Source organism: Pseudomonas sp. Sample_10 (assembly GCF_004321495.1).
In the GTDB taxonomy this organism is placed as follows: domain Bacteria; phylum Pseudomonadota; class Gammaproteobacteria; order Pseudomonadales; family Pseudomonadaceae; genus Aquipseudomonas.
Genome location: NZ_RCOE01000063.1, coordinates 89,810 through 115,068, shown reverse-complemented (window position 1 = coordinate 115,068; position 25,259 = coordinate 89,810). Strand labels below are relative to the sequence as shown.

At 57.3% G+C, this 25,259-nt stretch carries 19 protein-coding genes; 13 read left to right on the top strand and 6 right to left on the bottom strand.

Annotated elements, in window-relative coordinates:
* Positions 1-9: 9 nt before the first annotated feature.
* Positions 10-924, bottom strand: coding sequence for a LysR family transcriptional regulator (locus D8U18_RS05710; protein WP_056855394.1), 915 nt, complete (start codon positions 922-924; stop codon positions 10-12).
* A gap of 269 nt (positions 925-1,193) precedes the next feature.
* On the opposite strand from D8U18_RS05710, the gene D8U18_RS05705 reads away from it, so the two are divergent.
* The 4 genes from D8U18_RS05705 (at position 1,194) to pgm (ending at position 7,483) form a co-directional block, all read left to right on the top strand.
* Positions 1,194-2,216, top strand: a complete 1,023-nt coding sequence (locus tag D8U18_RS05705; RefSeq protein ID WP_056855393.1) for a zinc-dependent alcohol dehydrogenase family protein — start codon at positions 1,194-1,196, stop codon at positions 2,214-2,216.
* Between the two features lie 561 nt (positions 2,217-2,777).
* Entirely contained in the window at positions 2,778-4,256 is a 1,479-nt protein-coding gene (locus D8U18_RS05700; RefSeq protein WP_241664298.1) for a hypothetical protein, read from the top strand.
* A 37-nt stretch (positions 4,257-4,293) separates the two neighbouring features.
* On the top strand, positions 4,294-5,694 hold the full coding sequence (locus D8U18_RS05695; RefSeq protein ID WP_131107251.1) for a PLP-dependent aminotransferase family protein: 1,401 nt from the start codon (positions 4,294-4,296) through the stop codon (positions 5,692-5,694).
* A 142-nt stretch (positions 5,695-5,836) separates the two neighbouring features.
* Positions 5,837-7,483, top strand: coding sequence for a phosphoglucomutase (alpha-D-glucose-1,6-bisphosphate-dependent) (pgm, locus tag D8U18_RS05690; protein ID WP_131107250.1), 1,647 nt, complete (start codon positions 5,837-5,839; stop codon positions 7,481-7,483).
* A gap of 208 nt (positions 7,484-7,691) precedes the next feature.
* On the opposite strand, the gene D8U18_RS05685 is transcribed toward pgm, so the two are convergent.
* On the bottom strand, positions 7,692-8,387 hold the full coding sequence (locus D8U18_RS05685) for a pirin family protein (protein ID WP_056855389.1): 696 nt from the start codon (positions 8,385-8,387) through the stop codon (positions 7,692-7,694).
* 277 nt (positions 8,388-8,664) lie between these two features.
* On the opposite strand from D8U18_RS05685, the gene D8U18_RS05680 reads away from it, so the two are divergent.
* Positions 8,665-11,139, top strand: a complete 2,475-nt coding sequence (locus D8U18_RS05680; RefSeq protein WP_131107249.1) for a UvrD-helicase domain-containing protein — start codon at positions 8,665-8,667, stop codon at positions 11,137-11,139.
* Between the two features lie 170 nt (positions 11,140-11,309).
* Here D8U18_RS05680 and D8U18_RS05675 read toward each other — a convergent pair whose 3' ends face one another.
* Complete coding sequence (locus tag D8U18_RS05675; RefSeq protein WP_034148820.1) at positions 11,310-11,582, bottom strand: DUF1652 domain-containing protein; 273 nt, start codon at positions 11,580-11,582, stop codon at positions 11,310-11,312.
* 263 nt (positions 11,583-11,845) lie between these two features.
* Between D8U18_RS05675 and D8U18_RS05670 the strand changes: the two genes are divergently transcribed.
* The 4 genes from D8U18_RS05670 to D8U18_RS05655 all read left to right on the top strand — a co-directional run bounded on the left by D8U18_RS05670 (position 11,846) and on the right by D8U18_RS05655 (position 15,643).
* Positions 11,846-12,658, top strand: a complete 813-nt coding sequence (locus D8U18_RS05670; protein ID WP_131107248.1) for a nuclear transport factor 2 family protein — start codon at positions 11,846-11,848, stop codon at positions 12,656-12,658.
* 50 nt (positions 12,659-12,708) lie between these two features.
* On the top strand, positions 12,709-14,115 hold the full coding sequence (locus D8U18_RS05665; RefSeq protein ID WP_131107247.1) for an FAD-dependent oxidoreductase: 1,407 nt from the start codon (positions 12,709-12,711) through the stop codon (positions 14,113-14,115).
* Between the two features lie 30 nt (positions 14,116-14,145).
* Positions 14,146-14,487 carry a cupin domain-containing protein gene (locus D8U18_RS05660; protein ID WP_131107246.1) on the top strand — a complete coding sequence of 114 codons (342 nt, stop codon included), beginning with the start codon at positions 14,146-14,148 and terminating at the stop codon, positions 14,485-14,487.
* A gap of 70 nt (positions 14,488-14,557) precedes the next feature.
* Positions 14,558-15,643, top strand: a complete 1,086-nt coding sequence (locus D8U18_RS05655; RefSeq protein WP_131107245.1) for a polyamine ABC transporter substrate-binding protein — start codon at positions 14,558-14,560, stop codon at positions 15,641-15,643.
* Between the two features lie 126 nt (positions 15,644-15,769).
* Here the strand turns inward: D8U18_RS05655 and D8U18_RS05650 are convergent, their stop codons facing one another.
* On the bottom strand, positions 15,770-15,994 hold the full coding sequence (locus D8U18_RS05650; protein ID WP_130904878.1) for a YgdI/YgdR family lipoprotein: 225 nt from the start codon (positions 15,992-15,994) through the stop codon (positions 15,770-15,772).
* 203 nt (positions 15,995-16,197) lie between these two features.
* Here D8U18_RS05650 and D8U18_RS05645 point away from each other — a divergent pair, with 203 nt between their 5' ends.
* From D8U18_RS05645 to D8U18_RS05630, 4 genes are all read left to right on the top strand, one after another.
* A complete protein-coding gene (locus D8U18_RS05645) occupies positions 16,198-17,850 on the top strand; it encodes a VRR-NUC domain-containing protein (RefSeq protein WP_277752464.1) in 1,653 nt (550 codons plus the stop codon).
* Positions 17,847-20,126 (top strand): ATP-dependent DNA helicase, encoded by a 2,280-nt coding sequence (locus D8U18_RS05640; RefSeq protein WP_130931764.1) that lies wholly within the window; start codon positions 17,847-17,849, stop codon positions 20,124-20,126. The genes D8U18_RS05645 and D8U18_RS05640 overlap by 4 nt, the downstream gene beginning before the upstream one ends.
* A 128-nt stretch (positions 20,127-20,254) precedes the next feature.
* Positions 20,255-21,157 carry a zeta toxin family protein gene (locus tag D8U18_RS05635; protein ID WP_131107244.1) on the top strand — a complete coding sequence of 301 codons (903 nt, stop codon included), beginning with the start codon at positions 20,255-20,257 and terminating at the stop codon, positions 21,155-21,157.
* Positions 21,158-21,252: 95 nt separating this feature from the next.
* Complete coding sequence (locus D8U18_RS05630; protein WP_131107243.1) at positions 21,253-23,175, top strand: PAS domain-containing sensor histidine kinase; 1,923 nt, start codon at positions 21,253-21,255, stop codon at positions 23,173-23,175.
* Positions 23,176-23,226: 51 nt separating this feature from the next.
* On the opposite strand, the gene D8U18_RS05625 is transcribed toward D8U18_RS05630, so the two are convergent.
* Positions 23,227-23,703 (bottom strand): hemerythrin domain-containing protein, encoded by a 477-nt coding sequence (locus D8U18_RS05625; RefSeq protein ID WP_056855379.1) that lies wholly within the window; start codon positions 23,701-23,703, stop codon positions 23,227-23,229.
* A gap of 188 nt (positions 23,704-23,891) precedes the next feature.
* The gene (locus D8U18_RS05620) at positions 23,892-25,256 is read right to left on the bottom strand and encodes a sodium:proton antiporter (RefSeq protein WP_131107242.1); all 1,365 of its coding nucleotides are present in this window, start codon (positions 25,254-25,256) and stop codon (positions 23,892-23,894) included.
* Positions 25,257-25,259: the final 3 nt, after the last annotated feature.

Sequence of the window (25,259 nt, the reverse complement as noted above, 5' to 3'; positions counted from 1 at the left end):
CGACTACACTTAAAGACTATCCGGGTCCCCGAAAAACATCTGAATCCGCGATCGCAACCAGCGCTCACCCGGATCATTATCCTGTGACCCGCGCCACGCCATATGCAATTCAAAGCTGCGCACCGGCAACGGCGGTTCCTCCGCACGTACACCACCCGCGGCCGTGAGGGCTTCTGCCGTGTAGTCCGGAACGGTGGCGACGATGTCAGTTCCGCTCAGCAGCGTGCTCAACCCGTTGAACTGCGGCACCGCGAGCACGACATGGCGCTTGCGTCCCAGTTTTTCCAGCTCTTCATCGATAAAGCCGCTGAGGTCGCCGGCGAATGACACCAGAGCATGAGGCCGCGCGCAGAAGTCATCCAGGCTCAAGGGGCCCGGCACGGTATCGGCACGCAGCAGCTTGGGCGAACTGCGGCGCAGGACTTTACGCTTGGCATTCGCCGGCAAGTCGGTGGTGTAGCTGACGCCAATGGAGATTTCGCCGGAGGCCAACAATCCCGGCATCAGGATGTAATTGACCCGCCGGACCACCAGCACAATCCCCGGAGATTCGGCCCGCAGGCGCTTGAGCAGCATCGGCAGCAGGGCAAACTCGACATCGTCGGAAAGACCGATGCGGAACACCGCAGTGCTGGTGGCCGGGTCAAACTCGGCGGCTCGGCTGACGGCGGTGGAAATGGAATCCAGCGCCGGGGAAAGCAGGGCGAAGATCTCCACGGCCCGGGCAGACGGCTCCATGCTGCGGCCAGTGCGCACAAACAACGGATCATCGAACAACCCACGCAAGCGCGAAAGCGCCGCACTGATGGCTGGCTGACCAAGGAAAAGCTTCTCCGCAGCGCGGGTCACGCTGCGCTCGTGCATCAGGGTTTCGAATACGATCAACAGGTTGAGGTCGACACGACGCAGGTCATTACGATTCATCTGGAGTCCAGGCAGAGTCAGTAAACTTGACGTGGGCGGCCATATGAGAACAATGGCCAGCAGGAATATTACGGGGAAAGGCTGGTACTCTGCACCGAGTAATTCAGTTTTCCTACAAAGGCTGCTTCAGTTTCTTACGACATTTGACGATGTTGCCGCTGATGCGGAATCAATGACAAGCATGTCGACTATTAATAGCCACAGATAGTGTTGGGTTGAAAGCCCAGCTAGAGTTCATGGCATTAGAGGTTCATTTGGCGAGGTTTGCGATGTCCCGCACGATCCGGTTTCACAAATTTGGTCCAGCCGAGGTGCTCAAATGCGAAGAGCATGCGGCCGCTCTGCCTGCACCGGGTGAAGTGCAGGTGCGCGTCGAGGCCATTGGCATCAGTTGGTACGACACACTCTGGCGGCAAAACCTGGCGTCTTCCCGTGCTCAATTGCCTGCCGGCCTTGGCCAGGAAATGGCCGGTGTCGTCACGGCTGTCGGTGAGGGTGTCGATGATCTGGCCGTGGGTGACAAGGTCGCCAGTTTCCCGGCTCAAAGCCCGAACGATTACCCGGTCTACGGCGAATTGATTGTGCTGCCACGCACGTCGCTGACCCGCTACCCGGACGTGCTCAGCCCGATTGAAGCCAGCGTGCATTACACGCCTTTATTGATCGCCTACTTTGCCTACTCGGATCTGGCACGGGTCAAACCCGGGCAGTTTGCCCTGGTCACTGACGCCAGCCATTGCGCAGGCCCTTCGTTTGTCCAGTTGGGCAAGGCCTTGGGTGTGCGGGTGATCGCGGCCACCAAGTCGGCGGATGAACGTGAATACCTGCTGTCGTTGGGCGCCGAGAAAGTGATTGTCACCGAGGAAGAAGATCTGCTGATGCGGATCAACAAAATCACTGACAATCGCGGCGTGGATGTGGTGTTCGATGGTCTGGGCGGCCCACAGATGTCACTGCTTGGCGACGTTCTTGCGCCACGTGGCAGCCTGGTTCTGTACGGCCTGCAAGGCGGGAACCAGACACCATTCCCGGCTTGCGCAGCGTTTCAGAAAAATATTCAGTTCTTCGTGCACTGTATCGGTAACTTCACCGGCAAGCCGGAACTGGGCATCATCCAGGATCAGGTTGCACTGCAACGGGCCTTGCGTGACATCAACCAGTTGACCGCCGACCGCGTGGTGCTGCCGCTCAAGACTCGGGTCTTTCCGTTTGCCGAGTTTGTCGAGGCTCACCGCTACATGGACGAATGCCCCTGCCGGGAAAGGGTTGCGCTCCAGGTCGAGCCAGCCTGATCCACTCAAAGAGTCCGTGCCTTCACGGACTCTTTGCTTTCAGTACTTTCCTACATGAGACCTTCCATTGATCTGTCAGTGGAGCAGTTCAGCAACTGAACTGGTTTTTGCTCTCAATCTGTAGCTTCTAATCAGCATCTAAGCCCTGATAATTGAATGATTACTTTCATCTCAAGGAATGAGCTATGAGCCGGTATCAGGCTGATACTTTTCAATGTGCACTGCTGATAAATATTCAACCATTAACGATCGTCTCGGTAGTTGCTGGAAATTTATTGGCTACTTCTTTCTTTATTTCCTGTGTTAAATGTCTGTGGGACTCTGTCGGATATTTCCTAGGACGTCGAAAGGCATGGAGTGAGCCCCCGTTAATACGGGCTCCACGGCTGATCGACAGGATGCAAGGCCTGCGCAGCCTCCGATGCACTCAAATGTCGACATGAACATTTAAGTGCTAGCATTTACCAATATAACCAGTATCCAAACCCTGTTCAGGCCAACCTCCTGCGCCGCGTCCTGCTGTGTGCGCGATATTGAACTACGAGTATCAGGTACATATAGATGACCAATATCCATGAACAAGCCATGAGCAATGTCTATCAACAAGTGCTGCAACGATTGCTGAGTTTCTTTTCCCGGGCCGAACGCACGGCATTGCAGTTGTTGATTCAACGCCTGGGCGTGGCCGCCGGCGGCATGGAGCAGATCGGTGACTTCAAAGTATTGGCCATTCAAACCGGCTCCCGTGACAGTTGCTACTCCCTGGCATTGCTGCGGGCCGCACAGCTGACCATCGCCAGTCGAGCGCCGGCAACGTTCCAGTTGCGCGTGGCAACCCTGCGCCTTGGCAGTTCCAGCGAGGCAGCCCTGGAAAACATTCATCGCAGCTACAGCGCCTTGTTCGTCTACGATGACCCGCGGGTTGAAGTTCTGATGGTGGATAACCGCGAGGTTGTAGCGTTCGATCCCGTGGCCCCGTTGTCTGCGGCAGGCCGTGAGTCCGAACGCACCAACCTGCTGATGATCGGGCACGTGCGGCCCATGGACGGGCCGCTTGACCTGTGGGACAACGGCTACCTGGCCACCGGCGAGTTCTGCGGTCAAATCACCCGTTGGAGCCATGGCGTCGACGCCCTGATCAGCCACGATACGCCGCGCCAGCAGAGGCGATTTATCGAAGGCCTGAAACGGGCTGCCACCAAGGCCGGGCACGATATGTCCAGGCATCCCGAGCCGGGCTATGAGGGATTGTTCCGGCTGCTCGACGACCTGGGCGCTCAAGGCTACCAACGGTTTTACTCGCAACCGGGTTATCAACCCTGGCGTCCCGCAGAGGATTTTGAAATCTGCCGCCGCGCGACATTGATTGATATTCACGATTTGCTGGTCAGCAATCTGGAAGAACGATGGCCGCTGCTTACCGAATTTCTCGGATTCCAGGCGGACGAACTGGCGGCTCACCTCTGTGACAATGACTACAGCAGTCTCCCGGTTTGCGCCCACGTGCGCGGGTTGGATGCCTGCTTCGTGCAAGGTCGTACCTATGAAGAGGGGATTGGCGAATACCTGCAACGGGCGTTGGTGATGATGCGCCGTAAACAACTGCCGGAACGCTTGTGCGAACAGGCGATGGAAACCTTTGGCCGGCCAGTGACACTGGCAGAGCAGCGGACAAGGACTGCAACCGAATTGCAACGAAGCCTGGGTTTGAATGAAGCCCAGTTGGTGTGCCTCTTGTTTGCGCCTTTTGTCGACAACGGCGCAACACTCGAGCGATTCCTGCGCCAGTGCCACCCAGGCATGATGGTGGCATTGCCTGATCTGCATCGGGCCATGCAGGGGCAACAAGTTGCCGACCAGATCAAGCAATGGCTCACCGACGTCAGTGGTCTGCCGGTGAATCTCGTCTGCGACCTTTATCGCATGAAGTCGGTGGCGGTACTGGAGGGCAGGGTAGCCGAACCGGTGATCGGCGATGCCGTTGCTGATCCGGTCGACTATCACCCATCCGTGCCGGGTGAGTCGTCCGCCGGTGGTTGAAGGTGAGCCGTCATTGCCAGGCCCGCGGTCCTTGTCCATGAAAGGACCGCGTACTACCGACTTTGCCTATCAGGCGGTATATCGATACCTGACCCACCTCATCGGCGAAACAGCCAATGATGCGCGGGTTCGCCTGCCTTCATTGCGGCAACTGGCAGTGCGGCTGAATGTGTCGATCTCGACCATTCAGTACGCCTACGCGCTACTGGAAAAGGAAGGCCGGGTTTACTCAGAGGCCAAGTCAGGATATTTCGCGCAGCCGGTGCCTGCTGCGAATACGCTCTACAGCGGGAATGACTTGCTCGAAAGCGTTTACGTCAACGCCCGCCGTCCAGGCATGCTGGTACTGAGTACAGACGATCCGGCAATGCTGCAGCCCATAGACAGTCCGTTGCTGCTGCTGGAAAGAGAGTTGCTTCGTCAGTATCCGCGCCAGCCGCAGGCACACTCGCAACCCTGCGGCGAACTGGAGTTGCGCATGGCATTGGCTGCGCGCTACACCACTTCGCCGGTGCGGTGCTGGCACGCTGAAGATGTCTACATCGGGGCGGACCTTCGTGGTGTGCTGGAAATCCTGATCGTCGTGCTGGGCCTCAAGGAGGCGACGGTGGTGGTCGAGTCACCGTGTGACTGGGGGATTCTGCGGTTGTTGGATGCGGCAGGCGTCCGGGTCATCGAGTGGCCGGTGATGACCGACGGCGGCCTGAATCATGACCTTCTCAAGACACTGCTGGAAACTGAACCGGTGTGCCTGGTGATGCTTTCGTCCGGCATGAATACGCCCAGTGGCAGCCAGGCGTCCGAGGGCAACCGTGAGGCCATTGCGCAGTTATTGAAGCAGCATGACTGTTGGGTGTTGGAGAACGACTGCTACGGTGAGCTCGAATTCGAACCCGGCGGCCCGCGATTTCGCGAGTGGCTGGCCCCGGAACGTCTGATCGTATTTTCTACTTTCGAAAAAATAATGGGGCCGGAAGCGCCCTTTGGTTATCTACTTTCGCGCCATTTGCGCGTGGAGCTGCAACGCCATTTCCTGCTGCGCGCTTTCCGCCTGTCCGCGATTCGCCAGAAAGCCATTGCCCGCTTGTACAGCAACGGACGCATCGACCAACACCTGCAATTGCTGCGGCGTCGGCTCAAGGACGGCAAGGTGCAGATCATTCAGTTATTGCAAGAACGCTTGGCCGATGCCCTGCATTTCGTCGAGCCACAAGGAGGTGCAACGATCTGGGTGCGTCCGTTACGGCAGGTCAACGTGCGCCGGGTATTCCAGCGCCTGCTCAAGCAACATGTGGTCATAGCGCCGGGAGAACTGTTCAGCCTCCAGGGGTTACATGCACAGCATCTGCGATTGAGTCATAGCGTGGTTGCTGAACAGGATCTGGCGAACGCCTTGGGTCTGCTGGCGGATGCGCTGCGAATGGAGTCGATCGAATGAACGCAACACCCTGTCTGGTGCAATGCTCGACTTTTATAACACTGAGCTCGATCCTGCACGGGATCGATAACGTCGCGCGACGGTCAAACTGCCAGTAAACTGCGTTCCAATTCCTGAACCACTCTATTCCAGAGGTTTTTGCATGACACTCAGTCAATATGCGGGCAAACCGGCACCGGCAGAATTGTTGGTCGATATCCCGCGACTGGTTACGGCGTATTACACCGGCCAGCCAGATGCCGCCATTTCGACCCAACGCGTGGCTTTTGGCACGTCCGGGCACCGAGGCAGCTCCTTCGACCTGAGTTTCAACGAATGGCACGTTCTGGCCATCAGCCAGGCAATCTGTCTGTATCGCGAGGCGCAAGGCATCGACGGCCCGCTGTTCGTCGGTATCGACACCCATGCGCTGTCCACTCCAGCAGGCGCCAGCGCCCTGGAGGTGCTGGCGGCCAACGGTGTGACGGTTATGATTGCCGAAGGCGACGAATACACCCCGACGCCGGCGATTTCCCACGCGATTCTTTGCTACAACCGTGGACGCACCTCGGGCCTGGCTGACGGCATCGTCATCACCCCGTCGCATAACCCGCCGCAAAGCGGGGGTTACAAATACAACCCCACCAACGGTGGCCCAGCCGATACCCACATCACCAAGTGGATCGAAGCCAAAGCCAACGAACTGCTGGGCAACAAGCTCGCCGGGGTCAAGCGCATCAGTTACGAGCAAGCGCTGAAGGCCAGCACCACCCATCGCCACGATTATGTGAACACCTACGTTGCCGACCTGATCAACGTCATCGATTTCGATGCGATCCGTGATGCCAAACTGCGTCTGGGTGTCGATCCGCTGGGCGGAGCAGGGGTGCGCTACTGGTCGGCGATTGCCGAGCATTACCGCCTGGACCTGGACGTGGTGAACAAACAGGTTGATCCGACGTTCCGCTTCATGACCGTCGACTGGGACGGCCAGATTCGCATGGACCCATCGTCCACGCATGCCATGCAAGGTCTGATCGGCCTCAAGGAACGCTTCGACGTGGCATTCGCCTGCGACCCGGATCACGACCGTCATGGCATTGTTACGCCGTCCGGTGGCTTGCTGGCGCCGAACAATTATTTGGCGGTGTCCATTGATTATCTGTTCCAGAACCGGCCGCAATGGCGCGCCGACGCTGCCGTAGGCAAAACGGTGGTCAGCAGCGGGCTGATCGATCGCGTGGCCAAGCGTCTGGGGCGTCGCCTGTACGAAGTGCCGGTCGGCTTCAAGTGGTTTGCCGATGGCTTGTTCGATGGTTCGCTGGGCTTCGGTGGTGAAGAAAGCGCCGGAGCATCGTTCCTGCGCAAGGACGGTGGCGTCTGGAGTACCGACAAGGACGGGCTGATCCCGGCATTGTTGGCCGCTGAAATGACCGCCCGCACCGGTCGCGACCCGAGCCAGGCCTATCGAGCCTTGACCGATGAACTGGGAGAACCTTTCTCCGTGCGGGTTGACGCCAAGGCCAACCCGGAGCAAAAAGCTTTGCTGAGCAAGCTGTCGCCGGCACAGGTGACCTCTACCGAGTTGGCGGGCGAGCCCATCCAGAGCATTCTCAGCCATGCGCCCGGTAACGACCAGGCGATTGGCGGCTTGAAGGTCATGACCGAGAACGGTTGGTTCGCTGCGCGTCCGTCGGGTACCGAAGACATCTACAAAATCTATGCGGAAAGCTTTGTCAGCGACGACCATCTCAAGCAGTTGGTGGCCGAAGCGCAGACGTTGGTGGATGGCGCTATTTCCACGAAGTAAGTGATGGGCGTTGGTGGCGAGGGAGCAAGCTCCCGCTGGGCGGCGAAGCGGCCCCCATGGCGCTGTTCCTGACAGTGCGCATTCGTTGTATTTACGACTGCTGCGCAGCCGAGCGGGAGCAAGCTCCCTCGCCACAAATTGATAGACGGCCTATAGAAAAGGGGTGACCGTTCTGGCCACCCCTTTTTTGTACGTCGCAATTACCCAATCAAGCCAGATCCACCAGCACAATCTCGCTGTCCTCGACGGCTGTTACTTGCAGTACCTGCTCGTCGGCAACTGCAATGCCGTCGCGAGCCTGTGCACGCAAGCCATTGACTTCAATGACGCCGGTGGCCGGAACCAGATACGCGCGACGACCGCTGTCCAGCCGATATTCCGCGGTTTCACCCGCTTTCAGATTCGCCGCCACCAACCGGGCATCGGCGCGAATGCGCAGGCTCTGATCATCGCCGTCCTTGCCGCTGGCCAACGTCACAAAACCTTCGCGCTGGCCTTTGGGAAACGGCTTGGCGCCCCAGGACGGTGCCAGCCCGGATTCATTCGGAATGATCCAGATCTGGAAAATCCTGGTCGGTGTCGCTTCCAGATTGTATTCACTGTGGGCAATACCGGTACCAGCGCTCATGACCTGGACGTCACCGGCCTCAGTGCGGCCCTTGTTGCCCAGGTTGTCCTGGTGGGTGATTGCACCTTCACGCACGTAAGTGATGATTTCCATGTCCCGATGTGGATGCTGCGGGAAGCCGGTACCGGGGGCGATTACATCATCGTTCCACACCCGCAGGTTGCCCCAGTTCATGCGTTTTGGGTCGTGGTATTCGGCGAACGAAAAGTGATGATGTGCATCCAGCCAGCCGTGGTGAGCGCCACCCAGCGAGTTGAAAGGTCTGAGTTCAAGCATGATCGTCTCCTGAAAGGTTCGTCATGGGCCTGATGCATGAGCCATGAAGCGAGACCGGTGGTTGATGACGGCCATCATCCAACAGGCAACAATCGATAAAAAGCGTAAAAAATGCCTCATAACAATCGAATGTATCGATATAAATACCCTTCGAAATATTGTCATTCGGCCTTCACTTCATCGTATAAGCCAATGAGCTACAAGCATTTCACTAGAACTCATCGGCAAATGCAGACACCATAGCCGTCAACAGTCTCAGACCATGGAGTCCGTCCGCGTGGCGCAACACACCCCCGATCTTCCACCTGAACTTCGCCCTTTGGCCGAGATGCCGCTGCTCAAGCGCCTGGCCGCCCGGTTTTTTGGCCATGGCTTGACCCGCTTGCGTGCACAGCACCGTGCTTCGTGGTTGTACGGCCAGGCGGACGGTTTTCGCAGCGGGCATATTGCCGGGGTGGACTACGGCTACAAGGAAGGCAAACTGGAAGGGCTGGAAGAAGGCCGACAGGTATTGCTGATTCGTGACTCACGCAGCACTGAACACAGGCCGCCCAACATTGATGATCATTTGTTCGATGATTGGCGCCTGCCGTTGACCGCCGAACTGAAAAAACGCATGAAGGCGGACGTCGCACGACTGCTGCCGCCGCATGCGCAACCCAGCACCGCTCAGTGGAAGATGATTTTCAGCGATACGCCGTCTACCTCGGTAATCGCCGGCGCGGGTGCGGGCAAGTCGACAACGCTGGTCCTGCGTATTGTGTTGCTGACGCAATACCTGGGCTTCGAGCTGAGTTCGATGACAGTCGTGACCTTCACCCGCGAATCGCGCAAAGACTTCATCAACAAGCTGATCGAGCTGTTTGCCCTTTGGGGGCGGGCGCTCAGCTTCAAGGAAGCACGCGATCTGGTGCGTACTTTCCACTCGCGGATTCTGCCCATGGTGCGCAGCCTGCCGGGTTTTGAGCGCTTGCAGGCCTTCGAGAACCTCAGCCACCGGATACAAGGTTCTGAGGAAGAGGTGGACAGCAATCCGTTCGACTTGCGCATCAACGATGCCCAGCGCCAGCAACTCAATGCCTGTTATCACGCCTTGCATACCCGCGACGAACGCTTTCGCGAGTTGATCAAGCCGCTGTCGCGCCATGCCTTGCAGCTCAAGGAGCTGGAGCGCGATCACCCGGATGTGCAGAAGCGCATGGCCGTGACCGAACTGGCCGCCAAGCGCGATGAAGAACTTTGCGACATGATCGAAGACCTGTGGTTTCGCGCCAAAGCCTGGCCGATCAAAGGTATCGAGCCCAATCGCCAGACGTTCGATATCAACGGTTCGAGATTTCATTGTCACGGCTACATTCCGTCGCTGGATGCCTGGGTTGTGCTGGGTTTCGATCCTCGGGAAAACCCTCAACTGACGCGTCCCAATGCAAAGTTGAGCGTGCGCGCGGAATGGGCTGTAAAGCGCACCCTGTTTCAAGCTTTCTGCCGTAAGCCTTTGATATGGTTGGATAGTTATGAATCGTCGAAACGTGTTCTGGCGTCGCTGGCAGGAGAGGCCAGTGCCGGGCCAGGCTTCGATTACAAGGTCAAGGGTGAACTCGCTTCTGCACCGTTGCTCGACTGTTTTGTCGCTGCTGCCGGGTTTATCGAGAACCTGGGCCTGGACGTACCGACCGCCGTGGGCCAGATGAGCTTCGGCAAGGATGACCCGGACCGGTTCTTCTTTGAGGCCTTGAGTCTGTACTGGCGTGCACTGGAAGATCATTTGCTCGACCAGAAACCGCCGATCATGACCTACAACCGGATGTTCGCGCTGTTCAGCGAGCACTCGCCGGAGAATCTCAAGTTGCTCAGCGATGAGTTGCTAAGGCCGCTGTCGCATTTGATGATCGATGAATTCCAGGATGTCTCACCGCAGATCGTGTCGTGGATTCGTGCCAGCCTGGCAGAAATCCGCAGTCGCGGTCCGGCCATGCATGTAGGGCGCGGCGCGCAACGCTCGTCTTTGCTTTGCGTGGGGGATGATTGGCAGTCGATTTATGGGTGGCGCGGCAGTTCGCCAAGTTATTTCATGGAGTTCAACCAGTCTTTCTCGTCCCCGAGCACCACCAAAGTCATGCTCAGCGACAATTACCGCAGCCATCAACACATCATCGACGCTGCCGAACACATCGTGCGCGCCGCTCCGGCGATTGCTGGCAAGAAGGCCAAGGCCAGCGGTGAGCCAAAGCCGTTACTGCCAGTCAACGTGCTGGACCGGGACGACCAAGGCCTGGCTCAAAAGCTGATGGAACATTACAGGAAGGGCGATTCAATCTTGATGCTTTATCGAAAAAGCGGCGATAAGTCATTGATAGAAGAGCATATTCAGTCTGTAGTTAATCTTGATTCTAGCTTGCCGTATGAAGCAAGGCGCTTGAAACAGCTGACTTATCACAGCGCCAAGGGTCTGCAGGCGGACGCGGTTTTCCTGCTTGGCGACTGTCAGCACTTGACCAGTTCTCCCTACAAGAATCAGGTGTACCGCATGGCCGGCCTGGGCAAGGCTGGTGATAACGAGCCGTACGACAATGCGCAGAAAGACGAAATCCTGCGCCTGGCCTACGTGGGCATTACCCGGGCAGTGAGTCATTGCTACTGGTATGTCGATACGGCGGACAATCAGGCTGCAAACATGCCCAAGGCGTCCGACCGGATCGGTAAGGGCAAGGCATTCTTTGCTGATCATCGCCAGGGCAAGACTGTGGCGTGAGTCTTTGGATTACACTCAACAAAAAGCCCACCGGGAGTGTAATGCTGTTCACTTAAGGACGAACACTGTACCTGTGGCGAGGGAGCGAGCTCTCTCGCCACAGGATGCTAATGCTCATTTAAGTGAACAGGATTACACGTGAAGTGGGCTTTTTTATGACTTTCAGGCCTTCAGGCATAGCTCCTGAGGGCTACCGGGGGAATGAACGCCTCAAGCTCATCCTCCACGGCTTCGATGATTCGCTCCACATCGGCTGCATTCATCACCGTCGCACACGGAATACCGGCAATGGCGATCATGGTCTCGCCGGTTGCTCGATCAAACAAACGGGCAATCATGCTGCCCGGGGCATCCATGCTGGCCTCGAAACCCATGGGATGAAAATGCCAGCGCATCAGCTGGCAGGCGTTTGGAAAAGTGACCTTGCTGAACCCTTTATTCATGTGTTGCCCACCTTCTTCATCGAGCGCTTCCTTTAGCTCACGTTAGGAGGGAAGAGCCTTCATTGGCTCTACCGATGACAGACTTTAAAAGTAGCACCTGAATGTGAAAAAAATGTGGATTTTTCAGGTCGTTTGGCAATTGCTTCGCATTTTTTATTCACGCCTTTTGGCGCAAACGTTTTCGCAAATATACCGCTATCCGTTTAACCATTGATGCAGAAGCCGAAGTTGGGCAAGCTCGGCTTTTTCACGTCGAGACCTTTATGCACGCCGAGGATGATGGCCCGCAGCAAACCCAGGCCACGGCCGAGACGGTCATGCGTTATCACCTGCGTTGGAAACACCGGGATCTCGACGGGGTCATGGCGCTTTACCATCCCGAGATCCAGTACAACGACTTTTTTCAGACCCGCGTGATTGGCCTTGAGCACTTGCGCGAATACGTGCGCAGCAGCATGCCCCGCGATCCGGATGAGGCGCTGGAACATTCGGACCGCATTCGGCTGGACGGCAACACGGCGTTCATTCAGTACCGCATCACCCTGCGTGGCGGCGAAGGGTTGGTGTCGTTTCGCGCCAGTGAAGCGATTACCGTCAAGGACGGGCTGATCTGGCGGGTCAACGAATACGCCTCTGTGGTGCGTGAACAGCCCACCGGTAAAAGCAGCAGCCAGCGGCCGGCGGTCAGTCGCCTGGGCTTGTCACCACGGCAGTTGAGTTTCATGGCCGAGGATCTGCAACAGTATTTCCAGCGCCAGCAACCCTATCTCGACCCTGAACTCGACCTGCAACGGGTGGCAAAGGAGTGCGGGTACAGTCGCAACCAGATTTCCTATTTGCTTAATCAGGTGTTGGGGCAGAGCTTCTATCGCTACGTCAACCAGGCGCGCCTGCAACATCTTCTCGCGGCGCTGGACAACGCCGCACCACCGCTGCGCATCGACGAACTGGCGTTCGCTGCCGGGTTCAATTCGTTGTCGGCGTTCTACAGCTGTTTCCGTCAACACACCGGGCTGTCACCCAAGGCGTATGCCAAACAAATTTCTTTGCGTGCACGCGCGCAAGACAACGCTTGAGCTCACGCACTAGGATCAGCGCCAACGAAGTTTGATTGGCGGAGTCTTGCATGCCGGCGTGGCGCACTATCAGTTTGTGGATGGACCAACTCGACGAGCCGTTGCTGGCGCGTCCGGCGCTGGAACAGGATCTGGACATCGATGTAGCGATCATCGGCGCCGGGTATACCGGACTCTGGACGGCCTACTACCTCAAGCGTCAGGCACCTGGCCTGAACATCGCCATTATCGAGGCGCAAACCGCCGGTTTTGGTGCTTCGGGACGCAATGGCGGCTGGTTGATGGGCAATCTGTTGGGGGAGGACCGGCTGCTTGCCGAGCTGTCACCTGAACAGCGCCGGGCGTCATACGACTTATTGCACAGTATTCCCGATGAAGTGGAAATCGTCCTGGAACGTGAGGGCATCGACTGCGATTATCGCAAAGGTGGAGTGCTGTACTGCGCTGCCCGCTACCCGGAACAGGAAGCCAACCTGCGCCTATACCTGGACAAGCTCTACCAGCAGGGACTCAACGAGCGCGATTACCGTTGGCTCAGCCCTGAACAATTGGCGCAGCAGATCCGTGTCGCCAAACCCTACGGCGGCATCTACGCCCCGCATGTCGCGACCATTCACCCAGCCAAACTGGTACGCGGCCTGGCGCGGACGGTGGAGCGCATGGGTGTGCGGATCTACGAGAACAGCCCGGTGACCCAATGGCAGTCCGGCAGCCTGCGCACGGCGAAAGCATCGGTGCGCAGCCGTTGGATAGTGCCAGCGGTAGAAGGCTATTCGGTAACGTTACCACCGTTAGGTCGCTATCAACTGCCGGTACAAAGCTTGATCGTCGCCACCGAACCTTTGTCCGCTGCGACCTGGGACGAAATCGGCCTGAGCCGCGGCCAGGCGTTCAGTGAAAGCAGCCGCCAGGTCACTTACGGCCAGCGTACCGCAGACAACCGCCTGGTTTTCGGTGCCCGCGGTGGTTACCAGTTTGCTGGCAAGTTGCGCCACAACTTTGACCTGACCCGCAGTGAAATCGAACTGCGCCGCTATCTGTTCGGTGAGTTGTTCCCGCAACTCAAGAACGTCCAGATCACCCATGGCTGGGGCGGCAATCTTGGCATGTCGCGGCGGTTCAAACCGCACATGCTGTGCGATCAGGCCAGTGGCATCGCCTTGTCCGGCGGTTATGGCGGGGAGGGCGTGGGTGCCAGCAACCTGGGCGGGCGGACGTTGGCTGACCTGATCCTGCAACGCGACACCGAGCAGGTCCGGCAGCCATGGGTCATTCCCCAACGTAGCCTTGATGCACTGCGGGCCTGGGAGCCCGAGCCCTGCCGCTGGCTCGGCTACAACGCGATCATCCGCAGCTTTGTCCACGAAGACCAGACCCTCGCCAACCCGGCCACCGCGCCTTGGCGGCGCAAGCTCGCCAGTGGAGTGGCGGGGTTCATGGAAGGTTTCATGCAGTAACCGACGCGTTCTACAACCACAGGTATTCCCATGAGCATCACGCAATTCAAGAACACCGAAACCCTGCAACTCGAGGAGTCGAACCCGGTCGCCGTGCCGCTCGGCACGCCTGTGGCGGTGGCCTCGACCACCAGTGTCGAGCGCGACGACGGCGTCGAAACCGGCGTCTGGGAATGCACCCCCGGTCGCTGGCGGCGGCAGATCGTTGCCCAGGAATTCTGCCATTTCATCCAGGGCCGCTGCACCTTCACCCCGGACGATGGCGAAACCCTGCACATACAAGCCGGCGATGCACTGATGTTGCCCGCCAACAGCCTCGGTATCTGGGATATCCAGGAAACCGTGCGCAAGACCTACGTTTTGATTTTTTGAGCTCTTAAAAAAACAAAAGCTGATCCTTTGATTGCCTGCCAACAAAAACAAACCCATACAGGAATCGCTCATGATCCGAAAGACACTGACACTGGCCCCGCTGATGCTGGTCGCATCCATCAGCCAGGCGGCTGAAACGGTCAAAATCTACAACTGGTCGGACTACATAGCGCCGGACACTACGAAAAACTTCCAGAAAGAAACCGGCATTGCATTCACCTACGACGTCTATGACAGCAACGAAACCCTTGATGGCAAGCTGATGACCGGCAAATCCGGTTACGACGTGGTGTTTCCTTCGAACCACTTCATGGCGCGGCAAATCGAAGGCGGAGCGCTGAAAAAACTCGACAAGAGCCAGTTGCCGAACTGGAAGAATCTCAATCCGTTGCTGCTCAAGGCACTGCAAACCAACGATCCGGGTAATGAGCACGGCTTCCCGTACCTGTGGGGCAGCACTGGCATCGGCTACAACATTGCCAAGGTCAAAGCGGTGCTCGGTGATAATGCACCGGTGGATTCCTGGGACCTGATTTTCAAACCGGAAAACATGCAAAAGCTGCAAAAATGCGGCGTGGCCATCCTCGACAACGGCCCCGAATTGTTGCCAGCGGCGCTGAATTATCTAGGCCTGCCGCATCACAGCAAAAGTCCGGAAGACTACAAAAAGGCCGAGGCCTTGCTGATGAAGATTCGCCCTTATGTCAGTTACTTCCACTCGTCCAAATACACCAGTGACCTGGCCAACGGTGACATTTGCGTGGCTGTCGGCTTCTCGGGCGACATCCTGCAAGCGGAAAACCGCGCCAGGGAAGCCAAAAATGGTGTCGACATCGGCTACTCGATTCCCAAGGAAGGCGCAGCGATCTGGTTCGACATGGTTGCCATGCCTGTAGATGCTCCGGACGAAAAGGCCGGTTATGCGTTCATGAATTACCTGCTGCGCCCCGACGTCATGGCCAGTATCAGTAACCACGTGCATTACGCCAATGGCAATGAACAGGCAGACAGCCTGATCGACCCGGCCATCAAGAATGACACCAAGGTCTACCCGAGCCCGGAAATGATGGGCAAATTGTTCGCCCTGGAAGCCATGCCACTGAACATCGACCGGATTCGGACACGGCTATGGAACAAGATCCGTACCGGTAGCTGATTCGTCAGACGGCAGCACCTGAAGGCCTCATTGCCAGCCTGCTGGCGATGAGGCCGGTACATTCGACATTGTTGGTGCCCGATACGCCGCCATCGTGAGCAGCTCGCACCAGGTGAACCCCACCGGTCAGTCTTCCTTGCGAATGGTGGACACCTCGTCAGACCTGACCTTGACCTTCGCCCCGGAAATATCCTCGAACTCGTAGAAGCCGTCCTTGGTTTTGGTTTTCGGCATGTCCTTGGTCAAATATTGGGTGCCGTTCTGCAAGGTAACCACCGTTGGGGTAGAACAACCGGCGAGTGCCAATGAGGCCGCTATCGCCACGGACATACCCAAAGTCTTGATATTCATAACTCACACTCCCACAAAAAAGACCGACTGTTGCTTTAGACAGTGCCTGTAACGCGGTTGGTGCCGTGGATCGGCGGAAAGTTCTGCGCGCCGGAAAAAATACCTGACAGCGCCGCCGCTTATCCTTTTCCGTTTGCACCGGGCAGGCCGTTGCTGGTATCTGTACGCATAACCAGTATTCGTTCCCATGGCTCCCATTCCCCGTGACAGCAAAACCCCTCGACGATCCGTTCTACTACTTGAACAACTTCATGCAAGTCATTGATTGGCTTGAACATCGCTATGCCGATGTGCTGGCTGACGAGGAACAGCGCTTCATTACCGACTTCAAAGGGTTACCTCGCGAGTCCCGGGCCTTGCTGGTCCGCCTGATCATGCGCAAGGGCATTCACTTCAGACCGGGTAAATTGCATTACCCCGAAATTGGCGACATCGCCGCCGCTGCCAGCCCGTTGCTGGCATTGGCGTGGGTTGATCAACAAATGCCCCTGGCGGTGGAGACGCTGTTCGAGGTGTTGCTCAAAGCCGAAATTCTCCAATGTCTGGGTACGGCCATTGATCAGCCAAAAGGAAAAAAGACTGACTGGCTACCGGCACTGAGCGAGCAGTTTCCCGAGGCTCGCACCTTCAGGCAATGGTGCCCGACGCTGGACGACCAGTTGTTCAGCCTGACGATCATGGGCTTGTGTGATCGCCTGCGCTTGATGTTTTTTGGCAATCTTTTCCAGGATTGGTCCGAGTTCGTACTGGCGGACCTGGGTATCTTTACCTATGAAAAAGTCGACTTTTGCGCCGACTCGCGAGGCCTGCGCAGCCGCGAAGACGTGGATGCCTGCATGTTCCTGCACCATTGCCAGCAACTGTTCGAGGCCGGTGAAGCGCTGGGGGATGTTATCGGACAGGTCAACGGGCTGACATTGAGCAACCCATGGCTGCAACGGCGCCGCGAGAAACTGCTGTTCCAGATCGCTCAGCATTGCGAGCGCATCGCCGATTTCGCCTCTGCGCTGACGCTGTATCGCCAGTGCAGATATCCCGGCGCGCGGTTGCGGTTGATCCGCGTACTCGAGCGCTGCGGTGAATTCGAATTGGCACTGGCGTTGGCCACCCAGGCCGAACAGGCACCGGAAAGTGCCGCCGAGCAACAAGTGCTGCTGCGGATGCTGCCAAGGCTGCGGCGCAAGCTCGGCGGGCCGCCAATGAAACGCGCATCACCCCGGCAAATGCTGCGCCTGGACCTGCAATTGCCACGCACGGACCTGGCGTTGTCGGTGGAGCATTACGTGCAGGCGCACCTCACGCAGGATGAGGCACCGGTCCACTATGTGGAAAACACGCTGATCAACTCGTTATTCGGTCTGTTGTGCTGGCCGGCGATTTTCGCGCCGTTGCCCGGGGCTTTCTTCCACCCGTTCCAGCGTGGCCCGGTGGACCTGCTCAACGAGGATTTCCATGAGCGCCGCGCAGAGCTGTTCCAGGCGTGCCTGTCAGAACTCGATGACGGGCGTTATCGGCAGACCATCCGAGAACGCTTTAGCGAAAAATGGGGGGTGCAGTCGCCGTTCGTGTTCTGGGGAGCGCTCAACGAAGCGTTGCTGGAGCAGGCACTGGATTGTTTGCCGGCGGAACACCTCAAGCACTGGTTCAATCGATTGTTGCTCGACATCAAGGCCAATCGCGCGGGCATGCCCGACTTGATCCAGTTCTGGCCGCAGCAAAAAACCTACCGCATGATCGAAGTCAAAGGGCCAGGGGATCGCTTGCAGGATAACCAGCTGCGCTGGCTGGAGTTCTGTCATGAGCACGGCATGCCGATTGCCGTTTGCTATGTGCAATGGGCGGAGCAAGCCGCTTGAGCTACAGCATTGCCGTGCGGGCGCTGTGTGAATTTACCGCCAAGGTCGGTGACCTTGACCTGCGCTTCACACCGTCGCCGACAGCGCTGGAAGGCATTGTCGGCCATCGCACGGTAGCGTCCCGGCGCAGCGAGGGTTACCAGAGTGAAGTCGCGCTTGAAGGGTTGTTCAAAAGCCTGAAGGTCAAGGGCAGGGCGGACGGCTACGATCCGACGCAGAACTGCCTGGAAGAAGTCAAAACCTACCGGGGCGACTTGAACAAGCAACCGGCCAACCACCGTCAACTGCATTGGGCTCAAGCGAAGGTCTACGGCTGGTTGATGTGCCAGAAACTGGCGCTTGAGAAGATCAATCTGGCGCTGGTGTATTTCGATATCGTCAGCGAAAAGGAAACCTGTCTGGTCGAGTCTTTCAGCGCCGGGCAACTGCAAGTGTTCTTCGAGCAACATTGCCGCCTGTTTCTGCACTGGGCTGAACAGGAAGAGGCTCATCGCGAAGCACGTAATGGCGCCGCCCAGCAATTGCAATTCCCCCATGCCGGTTTCCGCCCGGGCCAGCGACATCTTGCCGAGTCCGTGTTCAAGGCAGTCAGCACCGGCCGTTGCCTGATGGCCCAGGCACCGACAGGGATCGGCAAGACCGTCGGCACTTTGTTTCCGATGCTCAAGGCCCTGGCGCCGCAGCAACTGGACAAAGTGTTCTTCCTGACGGCAAAAACGCCGGGGCGCAAACTGGCCCTGGATGCCGCGCAGGTGATTCTCGACAGCGCCGATGCGCCACCCTTGCGCGTCCTGGAAATGATCGCCCGGGACAAGGCTTGCGAGCATCCAGGCAGCGCCTGTCACGGCGAATCCTGTCCGCTGGCGCGGGGTTTTTATGATCGCCTGCCCGCGGCACGGCAAGCTGCCAGTGAGTTGCGTCTGCTGGATCAGAATGCGCTGCGTGAGGTCGCCCTGGCGCACCAGGTGTGTCCTTACTACTTGAGCCAGGAAATGGCGCGCTGGGCCGACGTCGTGGTGGCCGACTACAACTATTACTTCGATTTCAGCGCGTTGTTGTTCGGGCTATGCCAGGCCAACCAATTGAAAGTCGCGGTATTGGTGGACGAAGCCCACAACCTGGTGGAGCGCGGTCGTCAGATGTACAGCGCCAGCCTCGACCAGGCGACGCTCAATGGCGTGCGTAAAACCGCCCCCGAAGCATTGAAAAAGCCACTGCAACGGGTGAACCGTGAATGGAACGCCCTGCATAGCCAGCAACTCGGCGTCTATCAGGCTTATGACAAACCTCCGGAAAAGTTGCTCCAGGCGTTGTCATCCTGCAGCGCAAGCATCGGCGACTTTCTGAACGATCACCCGCAGGGGCTGGACAGCGCGCTACAGAGCTTTTACTTCGACATGCTGCAGTTTTGCCGTGTGGGCGAACTCTTTGACGAGCAGTACCTGTTCGACATCAGCAAGCGTGATCTCGATCGCAAACGCAACCTCTCGCAACTCTGTCTGCGCAACGTGGTGCCGGCGGGGTTCATCGGCCCCCGTTTGACGGCAGCGCGTAGCACCGTGCTGTTTTCCGCGACGCTCAGCCCCAGGCACTATTACGCCGACTTGCTGGGAACACCGGCGAGCACCGTGTGCATTGATGTTGAATCGCCGTTTCATGCCGATCAATTGCAGGTGCACATCGTCAACCGCATCTCCACCCGTTTTGTTCATCGTCAGGCGTCACTCGCACCGATCGTTGAATTGATTGCCCGGCAGTTCAGCCAGCGCCCGGGCAATTACCTGGCTTTTTTCAGCAGCTTCGATTACCTGCAGCAAGTTGCACAGCTATTGGCCGAACGCCATCCGCAGATCAATCTGTGGTCGCAATCGCGCGGGATGACAGAGGAACAACGCCAGCAATTTCTCGATCAATTCACCGCAGATGGCCAGGGTGTCGGCTTTGCCGTACTGGGCGGGGCGTTTGGCGAGGGCATCGATTTGCCGGGGGCACGCCTGATCGGCGCGTTCATCGCCACCCTTGGGCTGGCACAGCTCAATCCCGTCAATGAGCAAATGAAACGGCGCATGGCGGCGATATTTGGTGCCGGTTACGACTACACGTACCTGTTTCCTGGCGTACAAAAAGTGGTCCAGGCCGCAGGCCGGGTGATTCGCACACAACAGGATCAAGGCGTGGTGATGTTGATCGATGACCGCTTTGGCGAGGGCAAGGTCAAGCAATTGCTGCCGCGATGGTGGTCTGTGGAACCAACGCTTTTTCACCCCGGCCAGTAGGATTTTTTACCTTTAAAAACATTGACATACCTTGAAGCAAACGACGATTTGAACAATCACCGAAAGCACACTTTATTGAAATGACCGGGTATCACTCTCACCCGGTTCTTTGATAAGGAAATCAAGCCATGTCAGAAACACCAAAGTACGCCCATACGCCTGCAGACGTGTCCAAAGCACTCAACGAAATCACGGCCACACTGTTCGCCGGTAAAACCGCCGAAACCCCGCCCAAACTGTTGGTCACCGCAGGATTACAGGGCTCAGGTAAAACCTATCTGCTTGAAAAGGAACTGCTGCCTTCAGGGCAATACGCCAATTATGTTCGGCTTTACTTGCCCGAGTATCGAGAAAAGCACCCTCAATACGCGGACATGATCAAGGAAGGGGTCCTGCATGCGTATGCCCACACAGAGAAGTTTGTTCGAGAACTCAGCGGCAAAATCTTTATCGAGGCTCTCACACGCAAATACAACCTCATCATGGAATGCGCCTTCGATGACATCCGCTTTTCCGATTTGTCGTCCATCGCTAATGGCTATCGTCTGGAAGCCCATGTCGTCGGTTGCAACCAGGCGTTTGCGCACGTGTCCAGCATCAAGAGGGCACTCAAAAGTCTTGAAAACGAGGAGCTGGAACGCTTTGTCAGCTATTCGTCCCTCACGGCCAGCATGAGTAACGCGCAGGCCATCCTTCTTGCGTTTGAGGCCATCGCCAAAGTGCATAGCGGTTCACAGATCCTTTTGTATGAACGCGGATTGGGGACCTTGAACGAGCGCACTTTGCGGGCTCACAGTACCTACACTAGAGATGCCAGGGACAATCTCAACGTCAGCGAGTCGACAAAGGCATACACCTACAGCGAGTACCAAGCCATCATCGACAAGAAGGTCTACACCATGGCGGAGCGTAACGAAATGGTGAAAGACTGCCATTTGGCATTGCTCAAGACTGGAGCCCACGCCAGGCAAGTGCCGGATTTTGTATATAACGACCTGTATACCTATATCGAAAAGTACGTGTACCGGTAAAATCCGCGTGGCGTCTATATGACGCAAATACTGGAGCTTTCCAATCCTGCGGTTTGTCGCATACTTCAAAGCAAGCATAAACGGGTGAGGGGTCAATGAGCGAAGATCGAACCAATACCGACGGATTCGAGGACAAGCGACTTCGTTTGTTGATCGATGCGGTGGTTGATTATGCGATCTACATGATTGATCCCGAAGGCATCATCACCAGCTGGAACGCCGGTGCCAGGCGTTTCAAGGGGTATGACGAAGACGAAATCCTTGGTCAGCACTTCTCGCGTTTTTACACCGAAGAGGATCGCCGTGCCGGGTTGCCGCAAAAGGCCCTTGATACGGCGATTCGAGAAGGGCGTTTCGAAGGTGAAGGCTGGCGCGTACGCAAGGACGGCACGTATTTCTGGTCTCACGTGGTGATCGATCCGATTCTCGATCCAACAGGCAAGTTACTGGGATTCGCCAAGATCACCCGCGACCTGACCGATCGCAAAATGGCTGAAGAAACCCTCAAGCAAAGCGAACAGCAATTCCGCTTGCTGGTGCAAAGTGTCACCGATTACGCCATCTACATGCTCGATCCCCGCGGCCATGTGACCAACTGGAACCTGGGGGCCCAGCGCATCAAGGGCTATTTGCCGGAAGAAGTCATCGGCCAGCACTTTTCAATGTTCTACACGCCCGAAGACCGGGAGGCTGGAGAACCGCTACGCACGCTGAGCATCGCTACGAATGAAGGGCGATTCGAAAACAAGGGTTGGCGCGTTCGCAAGGACGGCACGCGTTTTCTGGCCCACGTGGTGGTCGATCCGATTTGGGGAGAAACCGGCACCTTGCTGGGGTTTGCCAAGATTACCCGTGACATCACTGAAGTCACCCAGGCGCAACAAGCCCTGGAGCAAACCCGCGAGGCATTGTTCCAGGCGCAGAAAATGCAAGCCATTGGTCAGCTCAGCGGCGGGATTGCCCATGACTTCAACAATTTGCTCACGGTGATTCTTGGCAATCTGGAGATTGTGCGCAAACGCCTGGCCGATGATCCGAAAATCGTTCGCCTGCTGGACAATGCGACCCAGGGCGCGCAGCGCGGTGTTTCACTGACTCAAAGGATGCTGGCATTTGCCAGACGCCAGGAACTGAAATCCGAGCCGGTCGAAATTCCCGTGCTGGTGCAAGGCATTTCCGGCTTGCTGCGCAGTTCGCTCGGGCCGTCAGTGGTTCTGCAAACCCGCTTTCCTCCAGAGATCGAACCGGTCATGGCGGATGTCAATCAGCTGGAACTGGCCGTGCTCAACCTGGTCACCAATGCCCGTGATGCAATGCCCAACGGCGGCACGATCATCATCAGCGCCCGTAAAGCCGATGCCCGGGATGAGCCCCGGCCTTTACCCGATGACGGGCGCTATGTCTGCCTGAGCATCAGCGACACCGGGGACGGCATGGATGAGGCCACTCTGGGATCGGCGATGGATCCGTTTTTCACCACCAAAGGGCTTGGCAAAGGCACCGGGCTGGGTTTGTCGATGGTCCATGGATTTGTCGAGCAACTGGGCGGGCGGTTCATTCTCAAAAGCCAAAAGAATCACGGCACCACAGCCGAACTGTGGTTACCCGTCGCATCGGAGGGAGCGGTAGCGGTCCAGGTTGCCGACCCAGCCAAAACGCCAGAGACCCATCGGTTGTGTGTGTTGGTGGTCGATGACGACAGCCTGGTACTGACCAGCACGTGCCTGCTGCTCGAAGACCTCGGCCATCGGGTTATCACCGCGACGTCAGGTGCTCAGGGGCTTGAATTGTTTGAGGTCAATCCCACCATTGATCTGGTGATCACCGACATGGCAATGCCAGAAATGAACGGTGCACAACTGGCGGATGCGATTCGCGCTGTGAAACCCGACATACCGATCATTCTAGCTACCGGCTACGCCGAGCGACTGGAAGGCTTCGCTGCCAGGCTGCCACGGCTCTCAAAGCCGTTCACCCAGCTCAATCTGGTGAAATCGATTGCCTCGGCAATGAAATAACTGCGCAAAAAAAGGCCTGACGAAAGCCAGGCCTGTGTGTGTCGTGGCTCATCAGGCAGCCATGTGCGATTCGCTGAATTGCTTTTTGAGCTGGGTTTTCAGGGTTTCCATTTGTGTTCCGAGTTCTTCCAGTTCAGCTTTGCCGAGCAATTTCTTCGCTTGAGGAAACATTTCAGTCTCTTCCTCTTCAATGTGGTGCTCCAGCAACTCCTTGACCACTTTGACGCGACCGGCGAATTCAGGGGTCGACGGGTCGGTGTGTTTCAGATCCGGCAAAACCAGTGAATCAACGGTGCGGTGTTCTTCCTTGGCTTCGTAATACATGACGTCCTGTTCTTTGCCGCCGGCTTTTTTGTACGCCGGATACAGAATTTCTTCTTCGAGACGGGTGTGAATGGAAATCTCCATTTCCAGTTTGTTAAGCAGCTCTGTGCGTTTTTTTACGCCGCGCTCGGTGGATTCGCTCAATTGGCTCAAAATGCCCTTTACGCGTTCATGGTCGGCTTTCAACAGGTCGATGGCATTCATGGTCAGGTCTCTCAAATCGTCACGGATGGGGTAGGGCGCAAACGGTCTCGATGCCGAAGGTCGCTCATGGGAATGGAGCATTTGTCGTGCCGATTCTGACTGATTTATAAAAACCTGAAACATCAAAGACATAGGATTGAGTGCTGGCAAATGGAAGTCATGCAGGGTGCATGAGTTCGAAGATTGACTCATGCAGTTCGCGGTCCTGCCACTGGCTTTTTGCGCTGCTCATAACGGGCAAGGACCGGCTGGGTGCTGATGCCGTGGATCAAAATGCTAAGCGCGACCACGGACAATGTCAGGTCAGTGCATAGCGTCGCCACCGCTGGGTTCAGCCCGTGATTGAGGACATAGAACAGGTAATAAAAGCTGCCGATCCCGCGTATGCCGAACCAGCCGATCAGCAGTCGTTGCCGACCGTCGAGCAGGTTCCCCCAAGGTATGAGCGCGACACTCATGGGACGAATCAGGCAAAACAACACCCCTGCGATGGCCAGTGCGCGCCAATCCCAATGCGCCATCAACACCACGCCGAGCAGCGTCACCAAAAAAACTTCCATGGCACGTTCCACCAGACTGCCGAAGGACAGCATGTCGCCGATCATGATCCCGGCCGCGACTTGCGTTTCCTCCAGATGCTCCACGTCGCCATGCAGAGCAGCATCAGGCTCGACGTTCTGATGGCCGACCACCGCTTGGACCAGATGCTCTGCCGGTGGTTGGGAATCTCCCGTGGATTTGACCTCCGCGCCACGCAGGCCGAGGCCCGCAGCGAATACCGATAGGAACCCATAGCCGTGAATCGACTCGGCGGCGACATAAGCCAGTGCAATCAGGGCAAAAGTCAGGTAATCATTGGGGGAAACTGTACTGTCGGCGTTTCTGATGCGCATCGACAAGGTCAGCCGGCCGATGCCACGGCCCATGCAATAACCGATCAGCAAACCGGCGGGAACTGCCCACAACAGTCGTTTGAGCGCCCATTCATCGAGCCAGGCCGCCGATGAGGCCTCACCCTGTTGAATAAACAGCAGGCCGAGGATCACAAACGGAAACGCGATCCCGTCGTTCAATCCAGCTTCGCCGGAAAGCCCGAAGCGGACAGGATCGTCATCCTTGGCATCATTGACTTGAACCAGCGATGCCAATACCGGGTCGGTCGGCGCCAGTATTGCGCCGATCAGCAGCGAAGGTCCCCACGCCAGATCGAAAATAAAATGCAGCATCAGGCAGACGCCGGTGATGCTCAGGAGCATCACCGGTCCCGCCAGCCCATAGGCCACGCGCCATTTGCGATCCTTGAGCGGCAGCCGCAACTTGAGCCCGCAGACGAACAAAGAAAAGAGCACCGCGACTTCCGTCAGGTGCTCCATCCAGAACGACGCGTCCTTGATATCCAGCCTGAGCCAACCGAGGCCTGCCGGCCCGATGGCCACGCCCAGCAGCAGGCACACTGCCGAAGTGGTCACCGGCATCCACCGCAGGTACGACGAGGTGAGTGCCAATGTCAGCAGCACGGCCCCCAGCACGGCGACCCAGATGATGAAGCTCATGGC

What these genes read in the sequence shown, in the direction of transcription:
- D8U18_RS05710 (WP_056855394.1), bottom strand. Translation starts at nt 924, where the DNA reads ATGAATCGTAATGACCTGCGTCGTGTCGACCTCAACCTGTTGATCGTA.
- D8U18_RS05705 (WP_056855393.1), top strand. Translation starts at nt 1,194, where the DNA reads ATGTCCCGCACGATCCGGTTTCACAAATTTGGTCCAGCCGAGGTGCTC.
- D8U18_RS05700 (WP_241664298.1), top strand. Translation starts at nt 2,778, where the DNA reads ATGACCAATATCCATGAACAAGCCATGAGCAATGTCTATCAACAAGTG.
- D8U18_RS05695 (WP_131107251.1), top strand. Translation starts at nt 4,294, where the DNA reads ATGAAAGGACCGCGTACTACCGACTTTGCCTATCAGGCGGTATATCGA.
- pgm (WP_131107250.1), top strand. Translation starts at nt 5,837, where the DNA reads ATGACACTCAGTCAATATGCGGGCAAACCGGCACCGGCAGAATTGTTG.
- D8U18_RS05685 (WP_056855389.1), bottom strand. Translation starts at nt 8,387, where the DNA reads ATGCTTGAACTCAGACCTTTCAACTCGCTGGGTGGCGCTCACCACGGC.
- D8U18_RS05675 (WP_034148820.1), bottom strand. Translation starts at nt 11,582, where the DNA reads ATGAATAAAGGGTTCAGCAAGGTCACTTTTCCAAACGCCTGCCAGCTG.
- D8U18_RS05670 (WP_131107248.1), top strand. Translation starts at nt 11,846, where the DNA reads ATGCACGCCGAGGATGATGGCCCGCAGCAAACCCAGGCCACGGCCGAG.
- D8U18_RS05665 (WP_131107247.1), top strand. Translation starts at nt 12,709, where the DNA reads ATGCCGGCGTGGCGCACTATCAGTTTGTGGATGGACCAACTCGACGAG.
- D8U18_RS05660 (WP_131107246.1), top strand. Translation starts at nt 14,146, where the DNA reads ATGAGCATCACGCAATTCAAGAACACCGAAACCCTGCAACTCGAGGAG.
- D8U18_RS05655 (WP_131107245.1), top strand. Translation starts at nt 14,558, where the DNA reads ATGATCCGAAAGACACTGACACTGGCCCCGCTGATGCTGGTCGCATCC.
- D8U18_RS05650 (WP_130904878.1), bottom strand. Translation starts at nt 15,994, where the DNA reads ATGAATATCAAGACTTTGGGTATGTCCGTGGCGATAGCGGCCTCATTG.
- D8U18_RS05635 (WP_131107244.1), top strand. Translation starts at nt 20,255, where the DNA reads ATGTCAGAAACACCAAAGTACGCCCATACGCCTGCAGACGTGTCCAAA.
- D8U18_RS05630 (WP_131107243.1), top strand. Translation starts at nt 21,253, where the DNA reads ATGAGCGAAGATCGAACCAATACCGACGGATTCGAGGACAAGCGACTT.
- D8U18_RS05625 (WP_056855379.1), bottom strand. Translation starts at nt 23,703, where the DNA reads ATGAATGCCATCGACCTGTTGAAAGCCGACCATGAACGCGTAAAGGGC.
- D8U18_RS05620 (WP_131107242.1), bottom strand. Translation starts at nt 25,256, where the DNA reads ATGAGCTTCATCATCTGGGTCGCCGTGCTGGGGGCCGTGCTGCTGACA.